This is a genomic window from Pseudoxanthomonas kalamensis DSM 18571 (genome assembly GCF_010211745.1).
In the GTDB taxonomy this organism is placed as follows: Bacteria; Pseudomonadota; Gammaproteobacteria; order Xanthomonadales; family Xanthomonadaceae; genus Pseudoxanthomonas_A; species Pseudoxanthomonas_A kalamensis.
On sequence record NZ_PDWQ01000003.1, the window covers coordinates 377,899 to 397,166 of the forward strand.

General features: G+C 66.7%; 18 protein-coding genes. 8 read left to right on the forward strand and 10 right to left on the reverse strand.

Translation table 11 applies throughout. The features are described 5' to 3' along the window. Positions 1-328: 328 nt before the first annotated feature. From CSC70_RS08065 to CSC70_RS08085, 5 genes are all read left to right on the forward strand, one after another. On the forward strand, positions 329-5,326 hold the full coding sequence (locus CSC70_RS08065) for an NAD-glutamate dehydrogenase (protein ID WP_162456148.1): 4,998 nt from the start codon (positions 329-331) through the stop codon (positions 5,324-5,326). A gap of 79 nt (positions 5,327-5,405) precedes the next feature. After that, positions 5,406-6,176, forward strand: a complete 771-nt coding sequence (locus CSC70_RS08070) for an NAD kinase (protein ID WP_162456149.1) — start codon at positions 5,406-5,408, stop codon at positions 6,174-6,176. Between the two features lie 55 nt (positions 6,177-6,231). Next, complete coding sequence (locus CSC70_RS08075) at positions 6,232-7,146, forward strand: 5'-nucleotidase (RefSeq protein ID WP_162456150.1); 915 nt, start codon at positions 6,232-6,234, stop codon at positions 7,144-7,146. Beyond that, a complete protein-coding gene (locus CSC70_RS08080; protein WP_162456151.1) occupies positions 7,143-7,871 on the forward strand; it encodes a fused MFS/spermidine synthase in 729 nt (242 codons plus the stop codon). Before CSC70_RS08075 ends, CSC70_RS08080 begins: the two co-directional genes overlap by 4 nt. Positions 7,872-7,998: 127 nt before the next feature. Further along, on the forward strand, positions 7,999-8,655 hold the full coding sequence (locus CSC70_RS08085) for a YceI family protein (RefSeq protein ID WP_162456152.1): 657 nt from the start codon (positions 7,999-8,001) through the stop codon (positions 8,653-8,655). 14 nt (positions 8,656-8,669) lie between these two features. On the opposite strand, the gene CSC70_RS08090 is transcribed toward CSC70_RS08085, so the two are convergent. Then, a complete protein-coding gene (locus CSC70_RS08090; RefSeq protein ID WP_162456153.1) occupies positions 8,670-9,212 on the reverse strand; it encodes a DUF2939 domain-containing protein in 543 nt (180 codons plus the stop codon). 16 nt (positions 9,213-9,228) lie between these two features. Then, complete coding sequence (locus tag CSC70_RS08095) at positions 9,229-9,915, reverse strand: DUF2461 domain-containing protein (protein WP_162456154.1); 687 nt, start codon at positions 9,913-9,915, stop codon at positions 9,229-9,231. A gap of 267 nt (positions 9,916-10,182) precedes the next feature. On the opposite strand from CSC70_RS08095, the gene CSC70_RS08100 reads away from it, so the two are divergent. Beyond that, the gene (locus CSC70_RS08100) at positions 10,183-10,977 is read left to right on the forward strand and encodes a hypothetical protein (protein ID WP_162456155.1); all 795 of its coding nucleotides are present in this window, start codon (positions 10,183-10,185) and stop codon (positions 10,975-10,977) included. 18 nt (positions 10,978-10,995) lie between these two features. On the opposite strand, the gene sbcB is transcribed toward CSC70_RS08100, so the two are convergent. The 8 genes from sbcB to asnS all read right to left on the reverse strand — a co-directional run bounded on the left by sbcB (position 10,996) and on the right by asnS (position 18,475). Next, the gene (gene sbcB / locus CSC70_RS08105) at positions 10,996-12,438 is read right to left on the reverse strand and encodes an exodeoxyribonuclease I (RefSeq protein WP_162456156.1); all 1,443 of its coding nucleotides are present in this window, start codon (positions 12,436-12,438) and stop codon (positions 10,996-10,998) included. Positions 12,439-12,457: 19 nt separating this feature from the next. Continuing rightward, complete coding sequence (locus tag CSC70_RS08110) at positions 12,458-13,837, reverse strand: FAD-dependent oxidoreductase (protein ID WP_246189357.1); 1,380 nt, start codon at positions 13,835-13,837, stop codon at positions 12,458-12,460. Further along, positions 13,827-15,098 (reverse strand): kynureninase, encoded by a 1,272-nt coding sequence (gene kynU, locus CSC70_RS08115; RefSeq protein ID WP_162456158.1) that lies wholly within the window; start codon positions 15,096-15,098, stop codon positions 13,827-13,829. Before kynU ends, CSC70_RS08110 begins: the two co-directional genes overlap by 11 nt. A gap of 31 nt (positions 15,099-15,129) precedes the next feature. After that, a complete protein-coding gene (locus CSC70_RS08120; RefSeq protein WP_162456159.1) occupies positions 15,130-15,660 on the reverse strand; it encodes a 3-hydroxyanthranilate 3,4-dioxygenase in 531 nt (176 codons plus the stop codon). A 17-nt stretch (positions 15,661-15,677) separates the two neighbouring features. Beyond that, complete coding sequence (gene can / locus CSC70_RS08125) at positions 15,678-16,337, reverse strand: carbonate dehydratase (protein WP_162456160.1); 660 nt, start codon at positions 16,335-16,337, stop codon at positions 15,678-15,680. Between the two features lie 76 nt (positions 16,338-16,413). After that, on the reverse strand, positions 16,414-16,731 hold the full coding sequence (locus CSC70_RS08130; protein WP_162456161.1) for a hypothetical protein: 318 nt from the start codon (positions 16,729-16,731) through the stop codon (positions 16,414-16,416). A gap of 22 nt (positions 16,732-16,753) precedes the next feature. Further along, positions 16,754-17,068 carry a hypothetical protein gene (locus tag CSC70_RS08135; protein WP_162456162.1) on the reverse strand — a complete coding sequence of 105 codons (315 nt, stop codon included), beginning with the start codon at positions 17,066-17,068 and terminating at the stop codon, positions 16,754-16,756. Between the two features lie 6 nt (positions 17,069-17,074). Next, positions 17,075-18,475 (reverse strand): asparagine--tRNA ligase, encoded by a 1,401-nt coding sequence (gene asnS, locus CSC70_RS08140; RefSeq protein WP_162456163.1) that lies wholly within the window; start codon positions 18,473-18,475, stop codon positions 17,075-17,077. A 138-nt stretch (positions 18,476-18,613) separates the two neighbouring features. Here asnS and CSC70_RS08145 point away from each other — a divergent pair, with 138 nt between their 5' ends. Both CSC70_RS08145 and CSC70_RS08150 read left to right on the forward strand, forming a co-directional pair. Then, complete coding sequence (locus CSC70_RS08145) at positions 18,614-18,952, forward strand: HesB/IscA family protein (RefSeq protein WP_162456164.1); 339 nt, start codon at positions 18,614-18,616, stop codon at positions 18,950-18,952. Positions 18,953-19,069: 117 nt separating this feature from the next. Then, a complete protein-coding gene (locus CSC70_RS08150) occupies positions 19,070-19,243 on the forward strand; it encodes a hypothetical protein (RefSeq protein ID WP_162456165.1) in 174 nt (57 codons plus the stop codon). Positions 19,244-19,268 lie beyond the last annotated feature (25 nt).

Sequence of the window (19,268 nt, forward strand, 5' to 3'; positions counted from 1 at the left end):
TCGCGCCGCCGCGGAAGTGCCGCGTGCGAATCGTCATGCCGGGGGAGGCTATGGTGCCACATCGTTGCTGGCCCGGCTTACGCATTAACTGGCGTCGGCTGGATGGGATGGGGGCGTACTATACCGTCCAGTTCAGTATTTGAATACCCCCGCATGGCGGCAGGGCTGCGAGTCGTTCCGGCGCCCGCTCGAAGCCGGGTCCCGTGCACGTCCGTACGGTTGCGGGGTGCCGCAACGAGGATGCGATTTTGCCGCCGCGCAACAAGGCTGTCATGCCTGTCGGGCTTACAATGGGACACTGAATTTCACCCTTGAGCCTCGTGCGTCGATGAACTCTTCCCGCAGTAGCAAGAAACCCGCCAAGAACAGCTCCAAACCCTCCACCAAGGCTGCTGCGCGCACGCAGTCAAGCAAGCCGGCCCGTACTGCCGGCAATGCCAATCCCGGCTTCTCCCTCGACCCCATCTTCGACGCCGTCTGCAAGCGCCTGCCAGCGCCGCAGCAGGCCGACGGAAGGCAGTTCGCCGAAGGCTTCTACAAGCGGATGGAAGCAGACGAATATCCGCATCATTCGCCCGAGGTGTGGGCGGCGCTGGCCTGCGACGTGTACCAATTCGCGCAGCGGCGCAAACCGGGCAAGCATGGCGTGCGGGCGTTCAACCCGACGCTGAAGCAGCACGGCTGGGAATCGCCGCACTCGGTGATCGAGATCGTCAACGACGACATGCCGTTCCTGGTCGATTCGGTCAGCATGGCGCTGGCCGAACTCGGCGTGGGCGTGCATGTGCTCGGCCACCCGGTGCTGCGGGTCAGCCGCGACAAGGCCGGCAAGCTGACCGAGGTGGGCGAAGGCAAGACCGAGTCGTTCATGCTGCTGGAGATCGATCGCCAGCCGGCCGCGCAACTGCCGGTCATCCAGGCGCGCCTGGACGAGGTGCTGGTCGACGTGCGCGCCATCGTCCAGGACTGGAGCGCGATGCGCGAGAAGATGCTGTCGCTGTCGGACGATCTGGCCACACGCCGGATGCCGGCCAGCGACGAGGGCCGGCGCGAGGCGCAGGAGTTCCTGCGCTGGGCCGCCACCGATCACTTCATCTATTTCGGCTACCGCGAATACCGGGTCGACAAGGTTAGCGGCATCCTGGCCGCGGTCGAAGACAGCGGACTGGGCCTGCTGCGTCGTGGCGACACCACCGCGCCGCGCAACGTCAAAGCGCTGGCGGTGCAGGCCGGCAGCACCGAGGCGCTGATCCTGACCAAGACCAACCGCCGCTCCAGCGTGCATCGGCCCGGCAACATGGATTACATCGGCGTGCTGGAGTTCGACGCCAAGGGCAATCCGGTCGGCGAGCAGCGCTTCCTCGGCCTGTACACCTCCAGCGCCTACACCCGCCGTCCGTGGGAGATCCCGCTGGTGCGCGAGCGCCACGACCACGTGATGCAGCAGTCCGGACTGTCGCCGAACAGCCACAGCGGCAAGAGCCTGCGCCACATCCTGGAGACGCTGCCGCGCGAGGAACTGTTCCAGTCCAGCAAGGAGGAACTGGCGCGCACCGCGATGGGCGTGCTCGGCATGCAGGAGCGCGTGCGCAGCCGCCTGTTCCTGCGCCGCGACCGTTACGGCCGCTTCTATTCGGCGCTGGTCTACATTCCGCGCGATCGCTTCGATACCGACGTGCGGCACCGGGTCGAAGCGATGCTGCGGCAGGCGCTGCACGGCGAATATGTCGATTCCAGCGTGCAGATGGGCGAATCGCCGCTGGCACAGGTGCACCTGATCGTGCGCCCGCATCCGGGCGAACAGGTCGAGGTCGACATGGCCGCGCTGGAGGCGAAACTGGCCCACCTGCTGCGCAACTGGCAGGACGACCTGCGCGAGTTGCTGATCGCGCGGCATGGCGAAGAGAAGGGCCTGCGGCTGTTCGCCGATCACGGCCGCTCGCTGTCGGCCGGCTACATCGAGACGGTGACGCCGGAGGTGGCGGCGGCTGATGTCGCCAGGCTCTCCGCGCTGCGCGGCCCCGACGACCTGAACCTGCGTTTGTACCGTTCGCAGCGCCCGCGCGAGGCCTCCGGACACCTGCGTCTGAACCTGTACCGGCAGAACCAGGACATCCCGTTGTCCGATGCCTTGCCGATGATGGAGAACATGGGTCTGCGGGTGATCTCCGAGCACCCGTTCCGGCTCGAGAACGAGGACAAGGTCGCCTACATCCAGGAATTCGAGGTCGAATCGGTTGGCGGCGACTTCGACGTGGTCGCGCGCGGCGGAGATTTCGAACAGGCCTTCTTCCGTATCTGGAACGGCGACGCCGAAAACGACGGCTTCAACCGACTGGTGCTGCTGGCCGGGCTGGACTGGCGCCAGGTCGCCGTATTGCGCGGCTACTGCAAATACCTGCTGCAGACCGGCATGCCGTTCTCGCAGCGCTACGTGGTGGCGGCGGTATCGCGCTATCCGCTGCTGACGCGCCTGCTGCTGGAATTGTTCGAGGCGCGTTTCGATCCGGATGCGGGTCGCTCGGGCAAGAGCGGACGCCAGCCGGCGCAGCAGGCCTTCCTCGACCAGTTGCGCGCGTTGTCTGCCGGCGACAGTTCGCTGGATGGCCTGCTGGAATCACTGGCCGAGGCGCATGTCGGCACCCGCGAGGCGCGTGCGCAGGCCGTGCACGCGGCGGTAGTGAAGCTGCTCGACGGCGTGTCCAGCCTGGACGACGACCGCATCCTGCGCAGTTTCATGGGCGTGATCGAAGCCACCCTGCGCACCAGCTTCTACCAGACCGGTGCGCAGGGCGAACCGGCGCACACGATCAGCTTCAAGTTCGATTCGGCGGCGGTGCCCGACCTGCCCAAGCCGCGTCCGTACCGCGAGATCTTCGTCTATGGTCCGCGCGTCGAAGGCGTGCACCTGCGCTTCGGTCCGGTGGCGCGCGGCGGCCTGCGCTGGTCCGATCGCCGCGAGGATTTCCGCACTGAGGTGCTGGGACTGGTCAAGGCGCAGATGGTCAAGAACACGGTAATCGTGCCGGTCGGCGCCAAGGGCGGCTTCTACGTCAAGCGTCCGCCGGTCGGCGGCGATCGCGAGGCGCTGATGGCCGAAGGCATCGCCTGCTACACGCTGTTCATTCAGGGGCTGCTGGACATCACCGACAACATCGTCGATGGCCGGATCGTGCCGCCGGTCAAGGTGGTCCGCCACGATCCGGACGATCCCTACCTGGTCGTCGCCGCCGACAAGGGCACGGCGACCTTTTCCGACATCGCCAACGGCCTGGCCATCGCGCACGGGTTCTGGCTGGGCGATGCTTTCGCTTCCGGTGGCTCGGTCGGCTACGACCACAAGGGCATGGGCATCACCGCGCGCGGCGCCTGGGAGTCGGTCAAGCGGCATTTTCGTGCGCTTGGCCACGACAGCCAGAGCCAGGACTTCACCTGCGCCGGCGTCGGCGACATGTCCGGCGACGTGTTCGGCAACGGCATGCTGCTGTCGAAGCATATCCGTTTGCTGGCCGCGTTCGACCATCGCCATATCTTCCTGGACCCGAATCCGGATGCGGCGGTGTCGTACAAGGAGCGTGCGCGGATGTTCAAGCTGCCGCGCTCCAGCTGGGCCGACTACAACGCCGGGCTGATTTCCAAGGGCGGTGGCGTGCATCCGCGCAGCGCCAAGTCGATCGAGATCACCCCGGAAGTCCGCCAGGCGCTGGGCATCGCCGACGGGGTCAAGGTGCTGGCGCCGAACGAACTGCTCAGCGCCATTCTGAAGGCGCCGGTCGACCTGCTGTGGAACGGCGGCATCGGCACCTACGTCAAGGCGTCGTCGGAATCGCACGCCGATGTCGGCGACCGCGCCAACAACGGCCTGCGCGTCAACGGCGGCGACTTGCGCTGCAAGGTGGTGGGCGAGGGCGGCAACCTGGGCCTGACCCAGCTGGGCCGGATCGAGGCGGCCCAGCACGGTGTGCTGCTCAACACGGACTTCATCGACAACTCGGCCGGCGTGGATACCTCCGACCACGAGGTCAACATCAAGATCCTGCTCGATGGCGCGGTGCAGTCCGGCAAGCTGGCCGTGGCCGCGCGCAACAAGCTGTTGGCCGAAATGACCGACGAGGTCGCCGAACTGGTCCTGTGGGACAACTACCGGCAGAACCAGGCGCTGAGCCTGATGGAGCGGATGAGCGTGTCGCGGCTGGGCTCCAAGCAGCACTTCATCCAGACGCTGGAGTCGAAGGGGCTGCTGGATCGGCAGATCGAATACCTGCCTTCGGACGCCGAACTGGCCGAACGCAAGGCGCGCGGGCAGGGCATGACCCGGCCGGAACTGTCGGTGCTGCTGTCCTACGCCAAGCTGGTCGCGTTCCAGCAGTTGCTGGAATCGGACATCCCCGAGGACCCGTACCTGTCCAAGGAGTTGCAGCGCTACTTCCCCGGTCCGTTGCAGAAGAAGTACGCCGCGCTGATGGAGCAACACAGGCTGAAGCGCGAGATCATTGCGACTGCAGTGACCAACACCACCATCAACCGGATGGGCGCCACCTTCCTGTTGCGGATGCAGGAGGACACCGGGCGCAGCACCGCCGAGGTGGCCAAGGCTTTCACCATCACCCGCGAGACGCTGGACATCCGCGCCCTGTGGGCGCAGATCGACGCGCTGGACGGCAAGGTGCCGGAAAGCGTGCAGGTCGATGCCTTGCAGGTGATCTGGAAGCTGCAGCGCTCGTTCACCCGCTGGCTGCTGAATCGCCAGGGCGCCATTCCCGACATCACCACGGCGGTGGAGCGCTATCACGACGGCTTCCGCGACATCCGCGCCGCCGACGGCGTGCTGCCGGCGGCGCTGCGCCCGCCCTACGAGGCCAGCCTGGCCGATTGGAAGGGCAAGGGTGTGCCGGCGGAACTGGCCGGGCAACTGGCAGCGCTGCCGTACCTGGAGCCGTCGCCGGACATCATCGAGGTCGCACGGGCGCGCAAGCTCAATGCAGTGGACGTGTCCAAGGTCCATTACCGCTTGGGCGAGGCCCTGCACCTGCCGTGGCTGCTGCAGCAGATCGACGCGCTGCAGGTGGACGGGCGCTGGCACGCGGTCGCGCGCGGCGTGCTGCGCGACGAGCTGGCGACCCAGCAGCGGGCGTTGACGATGCAGGCGCTGTCGATGCCGGGCAATGGCGCCGACGCCAAGGTCCAGCACTGGCTGCAGCGCGATCATGCCGGCCTGCGCTTCACCCTGAGCATGCTCAACGAGCTGGCGGCGCAGAAGACGCTGGACTACCCGACCGCCTCGGTCGCCGTGCAGCGGTTGTCGCAGCTGGCGGCGCTGGCCTGATCCGCGGATCAGGCCGGGGCGCGGCCGGGCCATGTCTGCCGCAAGCGTCTATGCTTGCGGCAGACCCGGGAGCCTGCAGATGAACCAGTCGTCACGCATCGCCTTTCTCGCCAGCCCCGCGCTGGAGGCGCAGCGTGCCCTGGCGGAGCTGCAGCGCGAGCATGGCGCGCACGCGCCGGAGCAGGCCGATATCCTGTGCCCGCTCGGCGGCGACGGGTTCATGCTGCAGACCCTGCATCGCTACGGCGGACTCGGCAAGCCGGTGTTCGGGATGAAGCTGGGTACGGTCGGCTTCCTGATGAACCATCACCGCAGCGAAGACTTGCTGGCGCGGATCGCGGCGGCCGAGCCGGCCAAGCTGCGCCCGCTGGAGATGCGGGTCACCAGTCGCAGCGGTGCGGTCGAGCAGTCGCTGGCCTACAACGAAGTTTCGCTGCTGCGTCAGACCCACCAGGCCGCGCACATCCGCATCGACCTCAACGGCCAGACCCGTCTGGACGAACTGGTCTGCGACGGGGTGATGGTGGCCACGCCGGCCGGCAGCACCGCCTACAACTATTCCGCGCACGGGCCGATCCTGCCGCTGGGCTCGCATACCATCGCCCTGACCCCGCTCGCCCCGTTCCGTCCGCGTCGCTGGCGCGGCGCCATCCTCAAGGCCGATACCGAAGTGCGCTTCCAGGTGCTGGACCAGGACAAACGTCCGGTCAGCGTGACCGCCGACTCGCACGAGGTCCGGGATGTGCTGGAAGTGACGATCCGGGAGTCGTCCGAACGCATGGTGACCCTGCTGTTCGACCCCGAGCACAACCTGGAAGAACGCATCCTCAGCGAGCAGTTCGTGGCCTGAGCCGCGGCGGAAGCCGGTCTCGCACGATGCGACGGCGATGGCGGATAATCCCGCCATGGCAGACAACACTCCCCGCCTGTTGACCGTCGCGGTCACCTCGCGCGCCCTGTTCGACCTCGAGGAAAGCCACGCCCTGTACGAGCGCGAGGGCGTGCAGGTCTACAGCGATTACCAGCGCAGCCGCGAGGACGATGTGCTGGCGCCCGGGATCGCCTTCCCGGTGGTGCGCAAGCTGCTGGCGCTGAATGCCGGCGCGCCGGCCGAGGCGCCGCGGGTCGAGGTGATCCTGCTGTCGCGCAATTCGGCCGATACCGGCCTGCGCATCTTCAACTCGATCCAGCACCACGACCTGGGTATCGTCCGTGCGGTGTTCACCTCCGGAGAGCCGACCTGGCCGTACATCCGGCCGTTCGCGGCCAACCTGTTCCTGTCCGCCAATCCGGAGTCGGTGCGGCAGGCGCTGGAGCAGGGCATCGCCGCGGCGACGATCATTCCCGAAGCGGCGCAGGCCCCGCAGCAGCGTAGCGACCAGCTGCGGATCGCCTTCGACGGCGATGCGGTGATTTTCGGCGACGAGGGCGAACGCATCTCCCGCGAACAGGGAGTCGAGGCTTTCAGTCGCCATGAGCGCGATCGTGCGCGCGAACCGTTGTCCGGCGGTCCGTTTCGCGGCTTCCTGTCGGCGCTGCACGAACTGCAAGCGGCCTTCCCGGCCGGCGACGACGCGCCGATCCGCACCGCGCTGGTGACTGCGCGCTCCGCGCCGGCGCACGAGCGGGTGATCCGCACCCTGCGCGAATGGGGCGTGCGCCTGGACGAGGCGCTGTTCCTAGGCGGGCGCCACAAGGGCCCGTTCCTGGAAGCCTTCGGTGCCGACATTTTCTTCGACGATTCGCAGCACAACATCGACAGCGCCCGCCAGCACGTGGCTGCCGGACACGTGCCGCACGGCGTGGCCAATACGCGATGAGTCGCAGCCGCCGCCGCCAGCCCGGCGGAGCGTATGTCAGCCGCAGCTGGCGCCATACCGCGCTGCAGTTCAAGGGCGAGGTGACCCAGAGCCGGATGCTGACCTGGTTCCCCGACTGGTTGCAGGTCGGGTACACGCGCAGCATGCTGGCAGCGTGGCTGCTGGCGCCGCAGACGAGACGGATCGGCATCGTCGGTCTCGGCGGCGGCTCGCAGGCAAAGTTCTGCCATCGCTACCTTCCGTGGACGGATATCGAAGCGATCGAGAGCGATGCCGGCGTGCTGGCGTTGCGCGACGAATTCCGCATTCCGCCCGACGGCGAGCGCTTCCGCGTGGTGCACGCCGATGCCGCACGCCTGCTGCGCCAGCGTCATGCCGCCTACGACCTGCTGCTGCTGGATGCCTACGATGAGCACGGCATTCCCGTAGCGTTGTCGACCCGTGACTTCTATCGCGACTGCCATGCCAGCCTGACGGAAGGCGGAGCGATGGCCTGCAATCTGTACGCCAGCGACACGGCGGCGCATCTGGCGCACTTGCGCCACTGCTTCGACGGTCGGGTACTGGCGCTGGACGAGCCGGGCATGTCGAATACGGTTGCCTTTGCCTGGCGCGGCGAAGTCGGCGACACCGACCCGCAACCGTTGCTGCAACGCTTGCCGTGGCTCGCCCGACGCCAGCTGCGTCCCGGCATGCTGCGCCTGCAGACGGCGTTGCGCCGATAGGCACGCCGCTGGCAAGGCTGCATCCGCATCGCGGCGATGGCAGAATGGAGTTGCATCGCCAGCCGCCAAGTCGTGGCAAGCCGCTTTCGCCCACGCATCCATGCTCCCCCGATTCAGGAGGCACGCCATGATTCGCCGAATTTCCCTTTTCCGCCTGGTTCCCGCCATCGTGCTGTCGTCCTTGCTGGTCGCTTGTTCAGGAAGTGGAAGCGATGCGGCGTCCGCTCCGGCTACCGAAGCCGACGCCACGGTCGCCGCCGGCGACTGGAGCCTGGTTCCGGAGGCTTCCAGGCTCAGCTTCGTGTCGCTGAAGAACGACAGCATTGCTGAGGTGCATGCATTCGGCACACTGTCCGGCAACTTCTCCACCGCCGGCGACGGCACGTTGACCATCGCGCTGGCATCGGCACAGACCGGGATTCCCCTGCGCGACGAGCGCATGCAGTCGATGTTGTTCGATGTCGTCAAATATCCCCAGGCGACCGCCACTTTGAAAGTGGACCGCGGCGAGATCGATGCATTGGCCGTGGGCGAGCACGCTATCGTGCAGACCGAGGTGACGCTGGATCTGCACGGGACGAGTGCGGTGTTGCCGGCCACGCTGCGGGTGACCCGTACTGCGCCGAAGGCCTGGCTTGTGGTCAGCGAACAGCCAATCGTCGTCGATGCCGGCGCCTTCGGGCTGCTCGACGGCATCGAGGCCCTGCGCGAGGTCGCAGGGCTGAAGGCCATCGGCGGCGGCGTGCCGGTCTCGCTGGTACTGAGTTTCCGCCAGGACTCCTGAGTCCGTCGCCGCCGCTACAACAGCGGCAGGCGGATGTCGGTCAGTTTCCAGCGCAGGCCGCTGCGGGTGAACACGATCAGGACCGGGTCGCCGTCCTCGTCGTGCAGGGTGGCGGTGAAGCGTGAAAGCGATTCGTAGCGGGTATCGGCGTCCTTCAGCGGATCGGCCGGCGTTGGCGCGCTCCAGGAATCGCCGTCGACGGTCTGCCGGGTTGCCTGCTTCCACATCGACCGCCCCTGCAGTACGGCGGCGATTCCGGTCGGCGTGACCAGGGTGTCGACGCCGACGCCGGCGGCCTCGCCGGCCAGGAACAGCAGCACGTTGCCGATCGGATTGGCGCGCAAGCCGGGATCGGTTCGGCGCGCCAGATAATCCTCGGCCTGCGCACGCAGGCTGACCCGCAGGGCGGCGAAATCGACGTGGCGTTCCAGCTTGCCGACGTTCTGTTCGGCCAGCGCCTGGCGGATGCCATGCATGGCCAGATACGGCCCGGCGACGACGTAGCTGCCTAGCGCGAGAACCAGCAACAGCAGGGTGAGGGCGATCCACTTCTTCACGGCGCGGTCCTCGTGCTCAGAATTCCAGGTCGAGTGCGGCGCACAGGTAATCCACGAACGGCCCCAACGCCACGAGGTCGGTGGCGAGAGTGGTGCGCAGGCGCGGACCGGTCATCACCGTGTCGTCGAGGTCGCGCCAGAACACGAAGTTCTTGTGCTTCAGGTCGTCGATGAACTCGAAATCCGCCGGAAATCCGCGAGGCGGTCGCGTCAGCACCTCGTCCGCCTCGAAGTCGAAGCGGCGGCGGAACTTGGCATCGTGCGCGGCCGCCTTCCAGCTGCCCGGATTGTCGAAGATGAACTGCCGCACTCGGCGCTGGGTATCCGGTTCGGGATGCCACAGGCCGGCGCCGACGAAGCAATGGCCCGGTTGCAGGTGCAGGTAGAACGAAGGCGCGGGTACCTGCTTGCGCCGTTCGTGGAACAGGCGCGCGCCCTGCCACGGCTTGTATGGCGATTTATCGCTGGAGAAGCGCGCATCGCGGTAAATGCGGAACAGCGATCCGCCCACGGCGCGGGTGTCGGCCTGGAAATGCGGACTGACCGCGGCCAGATCCGGTTGCAGGTCGGTCAGCAGGCGCAGGAACGGCTGGCGGACGTATTCTTCGTATTCGTGCTTGTGTGCGGCGAACCAGGCCTTGTCGTTATGGCGGGCCAGACCGCGCAGGAACTTGAAGCTGTCTTTGCTGAAGTAGGTGCCCATGGTCAGTGATTGTAGGCCGGTATGCCGTGCAGGGTTGCCGCAGACTGCGCCATTTGCGGCAGCTCGGGCAGAATACTGCACGTATCGGCTGGTTGCGGGTACCGTGGTGCCTGTTCCCGCAGGCCCGTAAACTTCGGCCGGGTCGGGGGAGATGTGCACCCCGGGCATGCGAGGGAAAAGGTGACGGATTACCGACAGCAGGGCAGGGCAAGGCGGGTCGCCGCGGGGTCCCGCGTCGCGCGGACTGAAACGCGCAAGGGCGTACCGGTGGTGCTGAAGCTGCTCGGCGCTGCGGTGTGTCTGCTGGTTCTGGCCGCCTATATCGGGGGCCGCAAGTCGTCCGTTGGCACATCTGCATCCGAGCCGCTGCCGGCGTCGGCTTCCAGCACCGGAGCGGCTGTGCCATCGGGTCCGGTCATCCTGAAACCACAGGGGGCGGACGGTTCCGCTTCCGTCCGTGTCGGTGATGCGAAATTTTCGGTCAGCCCGGATGGACGCACGCTGTTCGTCGAAGGCGGTATCGGCAGGCGTTTTTCAGCTGACCTCGAGCAGGCGCTGGCAGCCAATGCCTTCCTGCAACGGATCGTCATCACCAGTGGAGGCGGTTACGCCGGATCGGGACTCGATGCCGCCGGGTCGATCCGCCGTCGCAATCTCACGGTCAGGGTCAGATCGCATTGCGCGAGCATGTGCGTCGGGTTGTGGGCGTCTGCAGCCGCCAGGGAAATGGAGCCGGATGCGGTCATCGGGTTGCACCAGTGGCGGGTTGCCTGCGATGTCCTGGCGGATGCGGAACAGCGTCGCGAGTGCGAATACAGCGCGCAGTTCTGGACGGCGCACGAGAAATCCTACGAAGGCTGGCTGCGCAGTGCCGGATTCAACGACCGCTTGCTGCAGCTGCAAAAGCAGACCCCGGCCGACCAAGTGGCATTGCTCAACGTGCCCGCATTGCGGGAGAACGGGGTCGACTTCCGAGTGGTCGATCCCGATGGACATTATCTGAACCGCGAGCAGACGCGCCGTTTCCTGCTGAACAAATACGGCAGGCGCGGCGCGGACTGACCGCGATATCGGTTGTCTCTACAGTCCAGCCTGAAGTCCATGCCCCCAGGCCGCGAGCTGGTCGAGCAGCACCTGCTTGCCGCCATCGTCGGCATATTGTCCGCGCAACTGCTGCAGGCGGGCCTGGAACTGTTCTATCGTCAGTTCGGACAGGCTGGAGTCCTCCAGCAGGCGATGACGACGGTACTCATCCCAGCGCTGGCGCTCGGTGTCGGACAGCGTGTCCGGCCAGTTGCGGGCGCGATAGCGGAACAGTAGTTCCGGCAGACGCAGGTCGCGGAAACCGAAATCGCGCTGTCCCAGCTGCGCCGGCGGGGTGATCCGCACTTCGCGCAGGCGCTGGCGGTCGGCGTCGCCGAGGAAGCCGGCGTACAGCGAGGCATCGGCGTCGGGTGTCCCGTAGTCGCGCTCTTCGGCATAGATCCGGCGCACTTTTTCCGCGATCCGGGCCGAATCGGCGCGCAGCAGAGCAGCATTGGCTTCGATCTGTGCCAGATCGATGCCCAGTCGGTGGAAATCGTCCTCGCGCAGGTGCGACCACTCGACCAGGGCAGGGCAGCGGTTCAGATGCACTTCCTTCAGCGCCAGTCGCTGCACGCCTTCGGGCAGGTCGGCGTTTGGCGTGTACAGGCGATCGGCCAGTTCGTCCGCGTCCAGTTCCAGCAGCGGTTGCGCGTCCTGTGCGAGGTCGAACACTACGACGCGGTTGTCGATCCGCGGGTGCCGCGCCAGCGGCAGCACCGGCGCTGCGCACAGCCGGCTGGCAGGATAGCGTTGCGATATGTGCAGCAGGGGCAGTTGCGCGCCGAGATCGATCAGGGTGGCGACATGGCGCTTGTCGCGCAGGCGCAGGGCATAGTCCCACAGCCGTGGCTGCGAGGCGCGCATCAGTCGCGCCATCGACACGGTCGCGCGCACGTCCGACAGCGCCTCGTGGGCGTCGCCTTCGCGCAGGTCGTTGGCCTCGGCCAGATGCTCCAGCCGGAACGAAGTCCCCTTGCCGTCCTCGCGCTGTGGCCAGACGATGCCGTCCGGACGCAGGGCATGGAACAACCTGGCCACGTCCAGCAGGTCCCAGCGGCTGTTGCCGCCGCGCCATTCGCGTTCGTAAGGATCGTGGAAATTGCGGAACAGTCCATGACGGACGAATTCGTCGTCGAAGCGCAACGTGTTCCAGCCCAGCGTGCAGGTCTGCGGTTGCGACATTTCCTCGGCGATGCGGGCGAAGGCCTCGGCTTCGGCCACGCCGTCGTGCAAGGCCTGCTGCGGCGGCACGCCGGTGATCAGCACCGCATCCGGCGAGGGCAGCAGGTCGTCGGCCGGCTTGACGAAGAAGCTGATCGGCTCGTCCACCGGATTCAGTGCGGCATCGGTGCGGATCGCGGCGAATTGCGCGATCCGGGTGCGGCGCGGGTCGGTGCCGAAGGTTTCCAGGTCGTAGAAGAAGAAGCTTTCGCCCATGTTCCTGCCTCCTGACGGCTCAGCCGGCGCCTTCCAGCGGCGGCAGGCGTTCGTGCACGACGCGCTCCAGTGCCTGCCAGTCGAGGCCGTCAAGCGTGCTGCGCCCGGCGGTGGCCTCGACCAGGATTTCACGCTGCACCTCGCTGCGCTGCAGGGCGGTGGCGTACGGAGTCAGCATGAAGGTGACCATGGTGTAGTGCGGCACGAAGCGGGTCGGGTGGCGCTGCTGCAATTCCCGCTCCAGCTGCCGTTGCAGCAAGAAGTCGGGGTCGTCGACGCGATCGCGCATCTCGATGTAGTTCTCCAGCGCCATCTGCTGGATCGCCAGCGCGTCGGGCTTGCGCTCGGCCTCGAAGGCGGCGAAGGCGTCGGCCAGGTCGTCGTGCTTCTGCATCAGCCGCGCCAGCGCCACGCTGTCCTCGAACGCGCAGTTCATGCCCTGGCCGTGGAACGGCACCATCGCGTGCGCGGCGTCGCCGAGCAGCACCGCACGTCGGCTCAGGTGCCAGCGTTCCAGGTACAGGGTGCCGAGCAGGCCGGGTGGGTGTTCTTCCCAATCCTGTTTCAATCGCGGGATCAGCGGCAGCGCGTCGGGGAAGTCGCGCGCGAACAGCGCGTGCGCGTCCTTGCCGCTGTTGATGCTGGCGAAGCTGGGGGTGCCGTCGTCGCTGCTGTTGGGCAGGAACAGGGTGACGGTGAAGGTACCTTCGTCGTTCGGCAGGGCGATGCACATGTAGCGACCGCGCGGCCAGATGTGCAGTGCATTCGGTTCGATCAGGAAGCCGCCGCCGGCTGCCGGCGGGATTTCCAGTTCCTTGTACGAATGATCGAGGAACTCGCTGGTCTCGCCGAACGGCGCGCGCCGCTGCATCGCCGCGCGCAGCGCCGAGCCAGCGCCATCGGCGCCGATCAGGCTGGAGAAGCGGATATCGTGCGGCTGGTCGTCGCGGTCGTCGATGAATCGCGCGTAGCCGGCATCGAAATCGACCGTATGCAGACGGCGGTAGAAATGGATCGCGGCGCCGGCGCGTTCGGCCAGGTCGAGCAGGATGATGTTGAGATCGGCGCGATGCACCGACCAGATCACCTCGCTGTCGTCGCGGCCATAGCGCTGCAGTTCCCGGCTGCCGTCGAGGGCATGGATCATCCGCCCACGCATCATCACCGCCTTGGCCATCACCGCCGCTTCGGCATCGGCCGCGCGCAGTGCATTGCGCCCGCGTTCGGCCAGGGCCAGATTGATCGAGCGCCCGCGCTCGTAGCCCTTGATGCGTGGGTCGCCGCGACGTTCGTACAGGGTGACCTGCCAACCCTGACGCGACAGCAGGATCGCCAGCAGCGCGCCGGCCAGGCCGGCACCGACGATGGTGACCTGCCTGCGGTCCCGCTCAGAAACCACGCCAGGCCTCGACTTCCTCGATGAAGTGATAGACATCCATGTAGCGGTTGTAGAGCGGGCAGGGCGAGATGCGGATCACGTCGGGTTCGCGCCAGTCGCCGATGGTACCGACCGAAACCAGGTAATCGAACAGTTCGCGCCCACGCTCGCGGCCGCCGACTACCTGCAGCGACAACTGGCAACCGCGTTGGTCGGGATCGGCGGGGGTGACGATTTCCAGTACGTCGGCCAGGCGCTTTTCGATCAGCGCCTCCAGGAAGCCGGTCAACTGCAGCGACTTGCGGCGCAACGCCGGCAGGGTGGCACGGTCGAACAGCTCCAGCGAGGCGCGCAGCGGCGCCAGACCGAGGATCGGCGGATTGCTCAGCTGCCAGCCTTCCGCGCCCGGACTCGGCACGAACTGCGGCCCCATCCGGAAGCGACTGTGCTTGTCGTGCCCCCACCAGCCGGCGAAGCGCGGCAGATCGCTGCTGGCGTGGCGCTCGTGCACGAAGCAGCCGGCGACCGCCCCAGGACCGGCGTTGAGGTACTTGTAGTGGCACCACACCGCGAAGTCGGCGCCGCTATCGTGCAGATTCAACTCCAGGTTGCCGACCGCGTGGGCCAGGTCGAAACCGACCACCGCACCCTGCGCATGGCCGAGCCGGGCGATTTCGGCGAGGTCGAAGGCCTGGCCGGTGCGGTACTGGATGCCGGGCCACAGCACCAGCGCCAGCCGCGGACCATGTTCGGCGATGGCGCGCTCGATCGCTTCCGGCGAGATCGTGCCTTCCGGTTCGTCGGGTTCCAGTTCGATCAGATCGGTGGCCGGATCGAAGCCGTGGAAGCGGATCTGCGACTCCAGCGCGTAGCGGTCGGACGGGAAGGCACCGGCCTCGGTCAGGATCACGCTGCGGCCGGGCACGGGACGGTAGAAGCTGACCATCATCAGGTGCAGGTTGGCGGTCAACGTGTTCATCGCGACCACTTCGTCCGGCTGCGCGCCGACCACGCGGGCCAGCGGGTCGCGGACCAGTTCGTGATAGGTCATCCACTGGTCCGCGCCGGTGAAATGGCCCTCGACGGCTTGCTGCGCCCATTTGTCCAGCGTTTCCTGCACGTACTTGCGTGCGCCGCGCGGCTGCAGGCCGAGCGAGTTGCCGCAGAAGTACAGCTGGTCGTTGCTGCCGTGCTTCGGGAACAGGAACTCGTTGCGGAAGCTGCGCAGCGGGTCTGCCGCGTCGAGGGTGACGGCGTGGTTGCGGGAAAGCGGTTCGGTCATCGTGCGGTGGAGCCCGTTTCGGAAGTCTGGATCAGGTGTCGAGGAAACCGTAGCGCTCCGGCGCCGGGTTCAGGTGCCCGCACTGGCAGCAGGTCCGGTGCTCGCGCGAAGCATAGAAACGGTCGAACACCGGTGGAAAGTCGGTTTCGATGTTCCTTAGCTGGAAATATTCCTCGTACAGCAGGTGGTTGCAGCGTTCGCAATACCATTGCAGCCCGTCCTGCTCGTACGGAAGCCGCTTGCGTTCGATCACCAGACCGACCGAATCGGGCATGCGCTGCGGCGAATGCGGTACCCGCGGCGGCAGCAGGAAGATTTCGCCGGCGCGGATCGGAATGTCGCGCACCGCGCCGTCTTCCTGCACTTTCAGCACCATTTCGCCTTCGAGCTGGAAGAACCACTCCGGGCCCTCGTCGTAGTGGTAGTCGGTGCGCGCGTTCGGACCGCCGACGACCATGATGATGAAATCGTCCTGCTGGATGCACTTGTTGCCGACTGGCGGCTTGAGCAGATGGCGGTGTTCCTCGATCCAGGCCATCAGGTTGATCGGCATCGGCAGCATGCGGGCTTCTCCTGCGTTCAGCGCGGCGGACCGGGCGGGGTGGCGCGGATGCGGGCCAGCGCCTCGCTCACGCAGGGCGCCAGTTCGTTGCCGGCGGACACGTCCATGCCCAGTTCGGTGACCAGACCGTTGCGCAGGCTGTAGACCCAGCCATGCACGCTCAGCGCCTGTCCGCGCGCCCAGGCGTCGCGGACGATGGTGGTCTGGCACACGTTCTGCACCTGTTCGACCACGTTCAGTTCGCACAAACGGTCGTCGGGCACGTGCGCATGCTGCAGGCATTCGCCGTGGCGGTCGGCGACGTCGGCGACGTGACGCAGCCAGTTGTCGGCCAGGCCGACGCGCTGGCCATGCAACGCGGCTTGCACGCCGCCGCAGCCGTAGTGGCCGACCACCAGGATGCGGCGGACCTGCAGTACGTCGACCGCGAACTGGATTACCGACAGGCAGTTCAGGTCGGTATGGACGACGACGTTGGCGATGTTGCGATGGACGAACACTTCGCCCGGCGCCATGTCGACAATCTGGTTGGCTGGCACGCGCGAGTCGGAGCAGCCGATCCACAGGTATTCGGGCCGCTGCTGCCGCGACAGCCGGGCGAAGAATTCCGGGTCTTCACGATGGATGCGCTCGGACCAGGCCTGGTTGTTGCGCAGCAGTTGCTTGTAGTCGCTCATCGTGTGGATCGGAACGCGGCGTGGCGGAACAGGGGGCGAGTGTGCATGAAGCAGGCGGCGGCGTCACGGATCGCGTTCAGGCATTCGCACCGAGCGTCTGGATCATGCGCGCGCGCAGGGACTCGTCGTCCTTGCCCTGCGGTGAGGAAACCTCGCCCAGCGAAAAGCCGCGTTCCAGCGCGTCAGCTTCGTCGAGACCATCGAAGGCGACGAATTCGGCATCGAGCAGGGCGGCGCGTGCGCTGTCCTCGCTTTCGAACGGCTGGGTGCGGCCGTCGCTGTCCAGCACCTCGGCGGTGCCTGCCTCCAGCACCCGCAGCCGCGCCCAGATCAGGGTGCGGCCCAGGCTGGCCAGCCACCAGTGTTCGGATGCGGTTTGCGCGGTATCGGTCATGGTGTTCTCCGGAGTTCTGCGGCTAGCCGCCGAGGGCGGGGACCAGCGAACCCAGCCACAGCAGGCCAGCCATCAGCAGGCCGACGAAGATCGTCATCAGCGATAGCCAGGCCGGAGTGGCCAGGCCGGTCAGCGAAGGGTCGCCGGTCTCGCGGTAGCGGCGACTCAGCAGCCAGCCGAGCGCGTCCGGACTCATCCAGGCGCCGGCGCCGAAGCGCTCGGACAGCGCGGGATGACGGTCGCGCACATGCACCAAGGTCAGCGGCCAGAAGATCAGCAGGGCGCAGAATCCGGCCACGGCGATGGCCACGAACAGCAGTGCGAAGAACAGGATCATGACAACTCAGAACTCCGCGTTGCCCGGTGCGCGCGGGTAGGGGATGGCGTCGCGGATGTTGCTCAGGCCGCAGACGTAGACCACCAGGCGCTCGAAGCCGAGGCCGAAGCCGGCGTGCGGCACGGTGCCGTAGCGGCGGAAGTCGCGGTACCAGCCGTAGTGGGCCGGGTCCAGGCCGAACTGGGCCATGCGTGCGTCCAGCACGTCCAGGCGCTCTTCGCGCTGGCTGCCGCCGATGATCTCGCCGATGCCCGGCGCCAGCACGTCCATCGCGGCCACGGTCTTGCCGTCGTCGTTCAGGCGCATGTAGAAGGCCTTGATGTGCTCGGGGTAGTTGGTTACCACCACCGGGCGGCCGACGTGCTGTTCGGTCAGCCAGCGCTCGTGCTCGGTCTGCAGGTCCAGGCCCCATTCGACCGGGAATTCGAACTTGTGCCCGGATTTCTGCAGCAGCGAGATCGCATCGGTGTAGTCGATGCGTTCGAACGGCGCATCGATGAAGGCCTGCAGGCGCTCAATGGCGTCCTTCTGCACGCGCTCGGCGATGAAGGCCATGTCGTCGCCGCGTTCCTCCAGCACCGCGCGGAACAGGTACTTCAGGAACTCCTCGGCCACCCGCGCGTCCTCGGCCAGGTCGGCGAAGGCGATCTCCGGTTCGATCATCCAGAACTCGGCCAGGTGGCGGGTGGTGTTGCTGTTCTCGGCGCGGAAGGTCGGGCCGAAGGTGTAGACCTTGCTCAGGCTCAGGCAGTAGGCCTCGACATTGAGCTGGCCGGACACGGTCAGGAAGGTTTCCCTGCCGAAGAAGTCGCGGTCGAAATCCACTTCGCCCTTGTCGTCGCGCGGCAGGTTGGCCAGGTCCAGGGTGGAGACGCGGAACATCTGCCCGGCGCCTTCGGCGTCGGAGGTGGTGATGATCGGGGTGCTGATCCAGCAGTAACCATTCTGGTGGAAATAGCGGTGCACCGCCTGCGCCAGGCAGTTGCGGATGCGGGTAACCGCGCCGAACAGGTTGGTGCGCGGGCGCAGGTGGGCGACTTCGCGCAGGAATTCCAGCGAATGCGGTTTGGGTTGGATCGGGTAGGTTTCCGGATCCTCGACCCAGCCGACCACTTCCAGCGCGCTGGCCTGGATCTCGAAGCTCTGGCCCTGGCCCTGCGAGGGCACCAGGGTGCCGCTGGCGATCACCGCGCAGCCGGCGCTGAGGTGCTTCACCTCGGACTCGTAGTTGGGCAGGGTGCTGGGCGCCACCACCTGGATCGGGGCGAAGCAGGAGCCGTCGCTGACATTGACGAAGGACAGGCCGGCCTTGGAGTCGCGCCGGGTGCGGACCCAGCCGCGGACCGTGACTTCGCTGCCGGCGGCGATATCGCCCGCCAGCGCCTGCTGGATGCTTGCCAACGCCATTGCCTTGATTCCTTGCCTTGCCGACGCCACTGTGGAACGCGAAGTTTACCGTAGCGGCGGGACGAACCGGCGTGTTCCGGGGCTGGAACGCCGGCCGTTCACCGGCGCCGGCTATAATCGGCCCCGAGGAGTTTTGCCATGAGCGTTTCCCTGACCCCCGCCGCCCTGCAACGCGTGCGCCATTTCGTCGAGGCGTCGTCCGGCGTGCTCGGCCTGCGTTTCGGCGTCGCCAGGACCGGCTGCTCGGGCTGGGGCTACGTCACCGACCTGGCCCGCGAACAGCGCGAAGGCGATACCGTGTTCGAGCAGGACGGGGTGCGGATCTTCGTCGATGCCGACAGCCTGCCGATGGTGGAAGGCACCGAGATCGATTTCGGCAAGCAGGGGCTGTCCGAGATATTCAGCTTCCGCAACCCCAACGCTACTGCCGAATGCGGCTGCGGCGAAAGCTTCACCACCCGCGCCGACGCAGCCTGATTCCAGTCGATTTGCCGCCAATTTGCAGTCTGACCCGCGGCCATCCGCGGCTGGCGTGAACGTTTTTCTACGGCGCCTGTGCGATGCTGGCGGCTCAGTCATAACGTAGGAAGCCTGGTGGCCACAGCCAACAAGAACAAGTCCTCCAAGTCGTTTTCCGGCGCCAAGGGCGGCAAGTCCGGCCCGACGGTCACCTCGGAACGGATCGAGCAGGACATCGCCGAGTTCGAGAAATCCGGCGGCAAGATCGAGAAACTGGGCAATACCAATACCTTCAAGAAGCTTCGCTGAGCCCGCGCGAACACGGCGTCACGGG

Excerpts from the sequence above, each read along its gene's own strand:
- kynU (WP_162456158.1), bottom strand. The coding sequence starts at position 15,098 with ATGACCGAACCGCTTTCCCGCAACCACGCCGTCACCCTCGACGCGGCA.
- CSC70_RS08135 (WP_162456162.1), bottom strand. The coding sequence starts at position 17,068 with ATGATCCTGTTCTTCGCACTGCTGTTCGTGGCCATCGCCGTGGCCGGA.
- sbcB (WP_162456156.1), bottom strand. The coding sequence starts at position 12,438 with ATGGGCGAAAGCTTCTTCTTCTACGACCTGGAAACCTTCGGCACCGAC.
- asnS (WP_162456163.1), bottom strand. The coding sequence starts at position 18,475 with ATGGCGTTGGCAAGCATCCAGCAGGCGCTGGCGGGCGATATCGCCGCC.
- CSC70_RS08080 (WP_162456151.1), top strand. The coding sequence starts at position 7,143 with ATGAGTCGCAGCCGCCGCCGCCAGCCCGGCGGAGCGTATGTCAGCCGC.
- CSC70_RS08075 (WP_162456150.1), top strand. The coding sequence starts at position 6,232 with ATGGCAGACAACACTCCCCGCCTGTTGACCGTCGCGGTCACCTCGCGC.
- CSC70_RS08095 (WP_162456154.1), bottom strand. The coding sequence starts at position 9,915 with ATGGGCACCTACTTCAGCAAAGACAGCTTCAAGTTCCTGCGCGGTCTG.
- CSC70_RS08070 (WP_162456149.1), top strand. The coding sequence starts at position 5,406 with ATGAACCAGTCGTCACGCATCGCCTTTCTCGCCAGCCCCGCGCTGGAG.
- CSC70_RS08085 (WP_162456152.1), top strand. The coding sequence starts at position 7,999 with ATGATTCGCCGAATTTCCCTTTTCCGCCTGGTTCCCGCCATCGTGCTG.
- CSC70_RS08130 (WP_162456161.1), bottom strand. The coding sequence starts at position 16,731 with ATGACCGATACCGCGCAAACCGCATCCGAACACTGGTGGCTGGCCAGC.
- CSC70_RS08145 (WP_162456164.1), top strand. The coding sequence starts at position 18,614 with ATGAGCGTTTCCCTGACCCCCGCCGCCCTGCAACGCGTGCGCCATTTC.
- CSC70_RS08065 (WP_162456148.1), top strand. The coding sequence starts at position 329 with ATGAACTCTTCCCGCAGTAGCAAGAAACCCGCCAAGAACAGCTCCAAA.
- can (WP_162456160.1), bottom strand. The coding sequence starts at position 16,337 with ATGAGCGACTACAAGCAACTGCTGCGCAACAACCAGGCCTGGTCCGAG.
- CSC70_RS08120 (WP_162456159.1), bottom strand. The coding sequence starts at position 15,660 with ATGCTGCCGATGCCGATCAACCTGATGGCCTGGATCGAGGAACACCGC.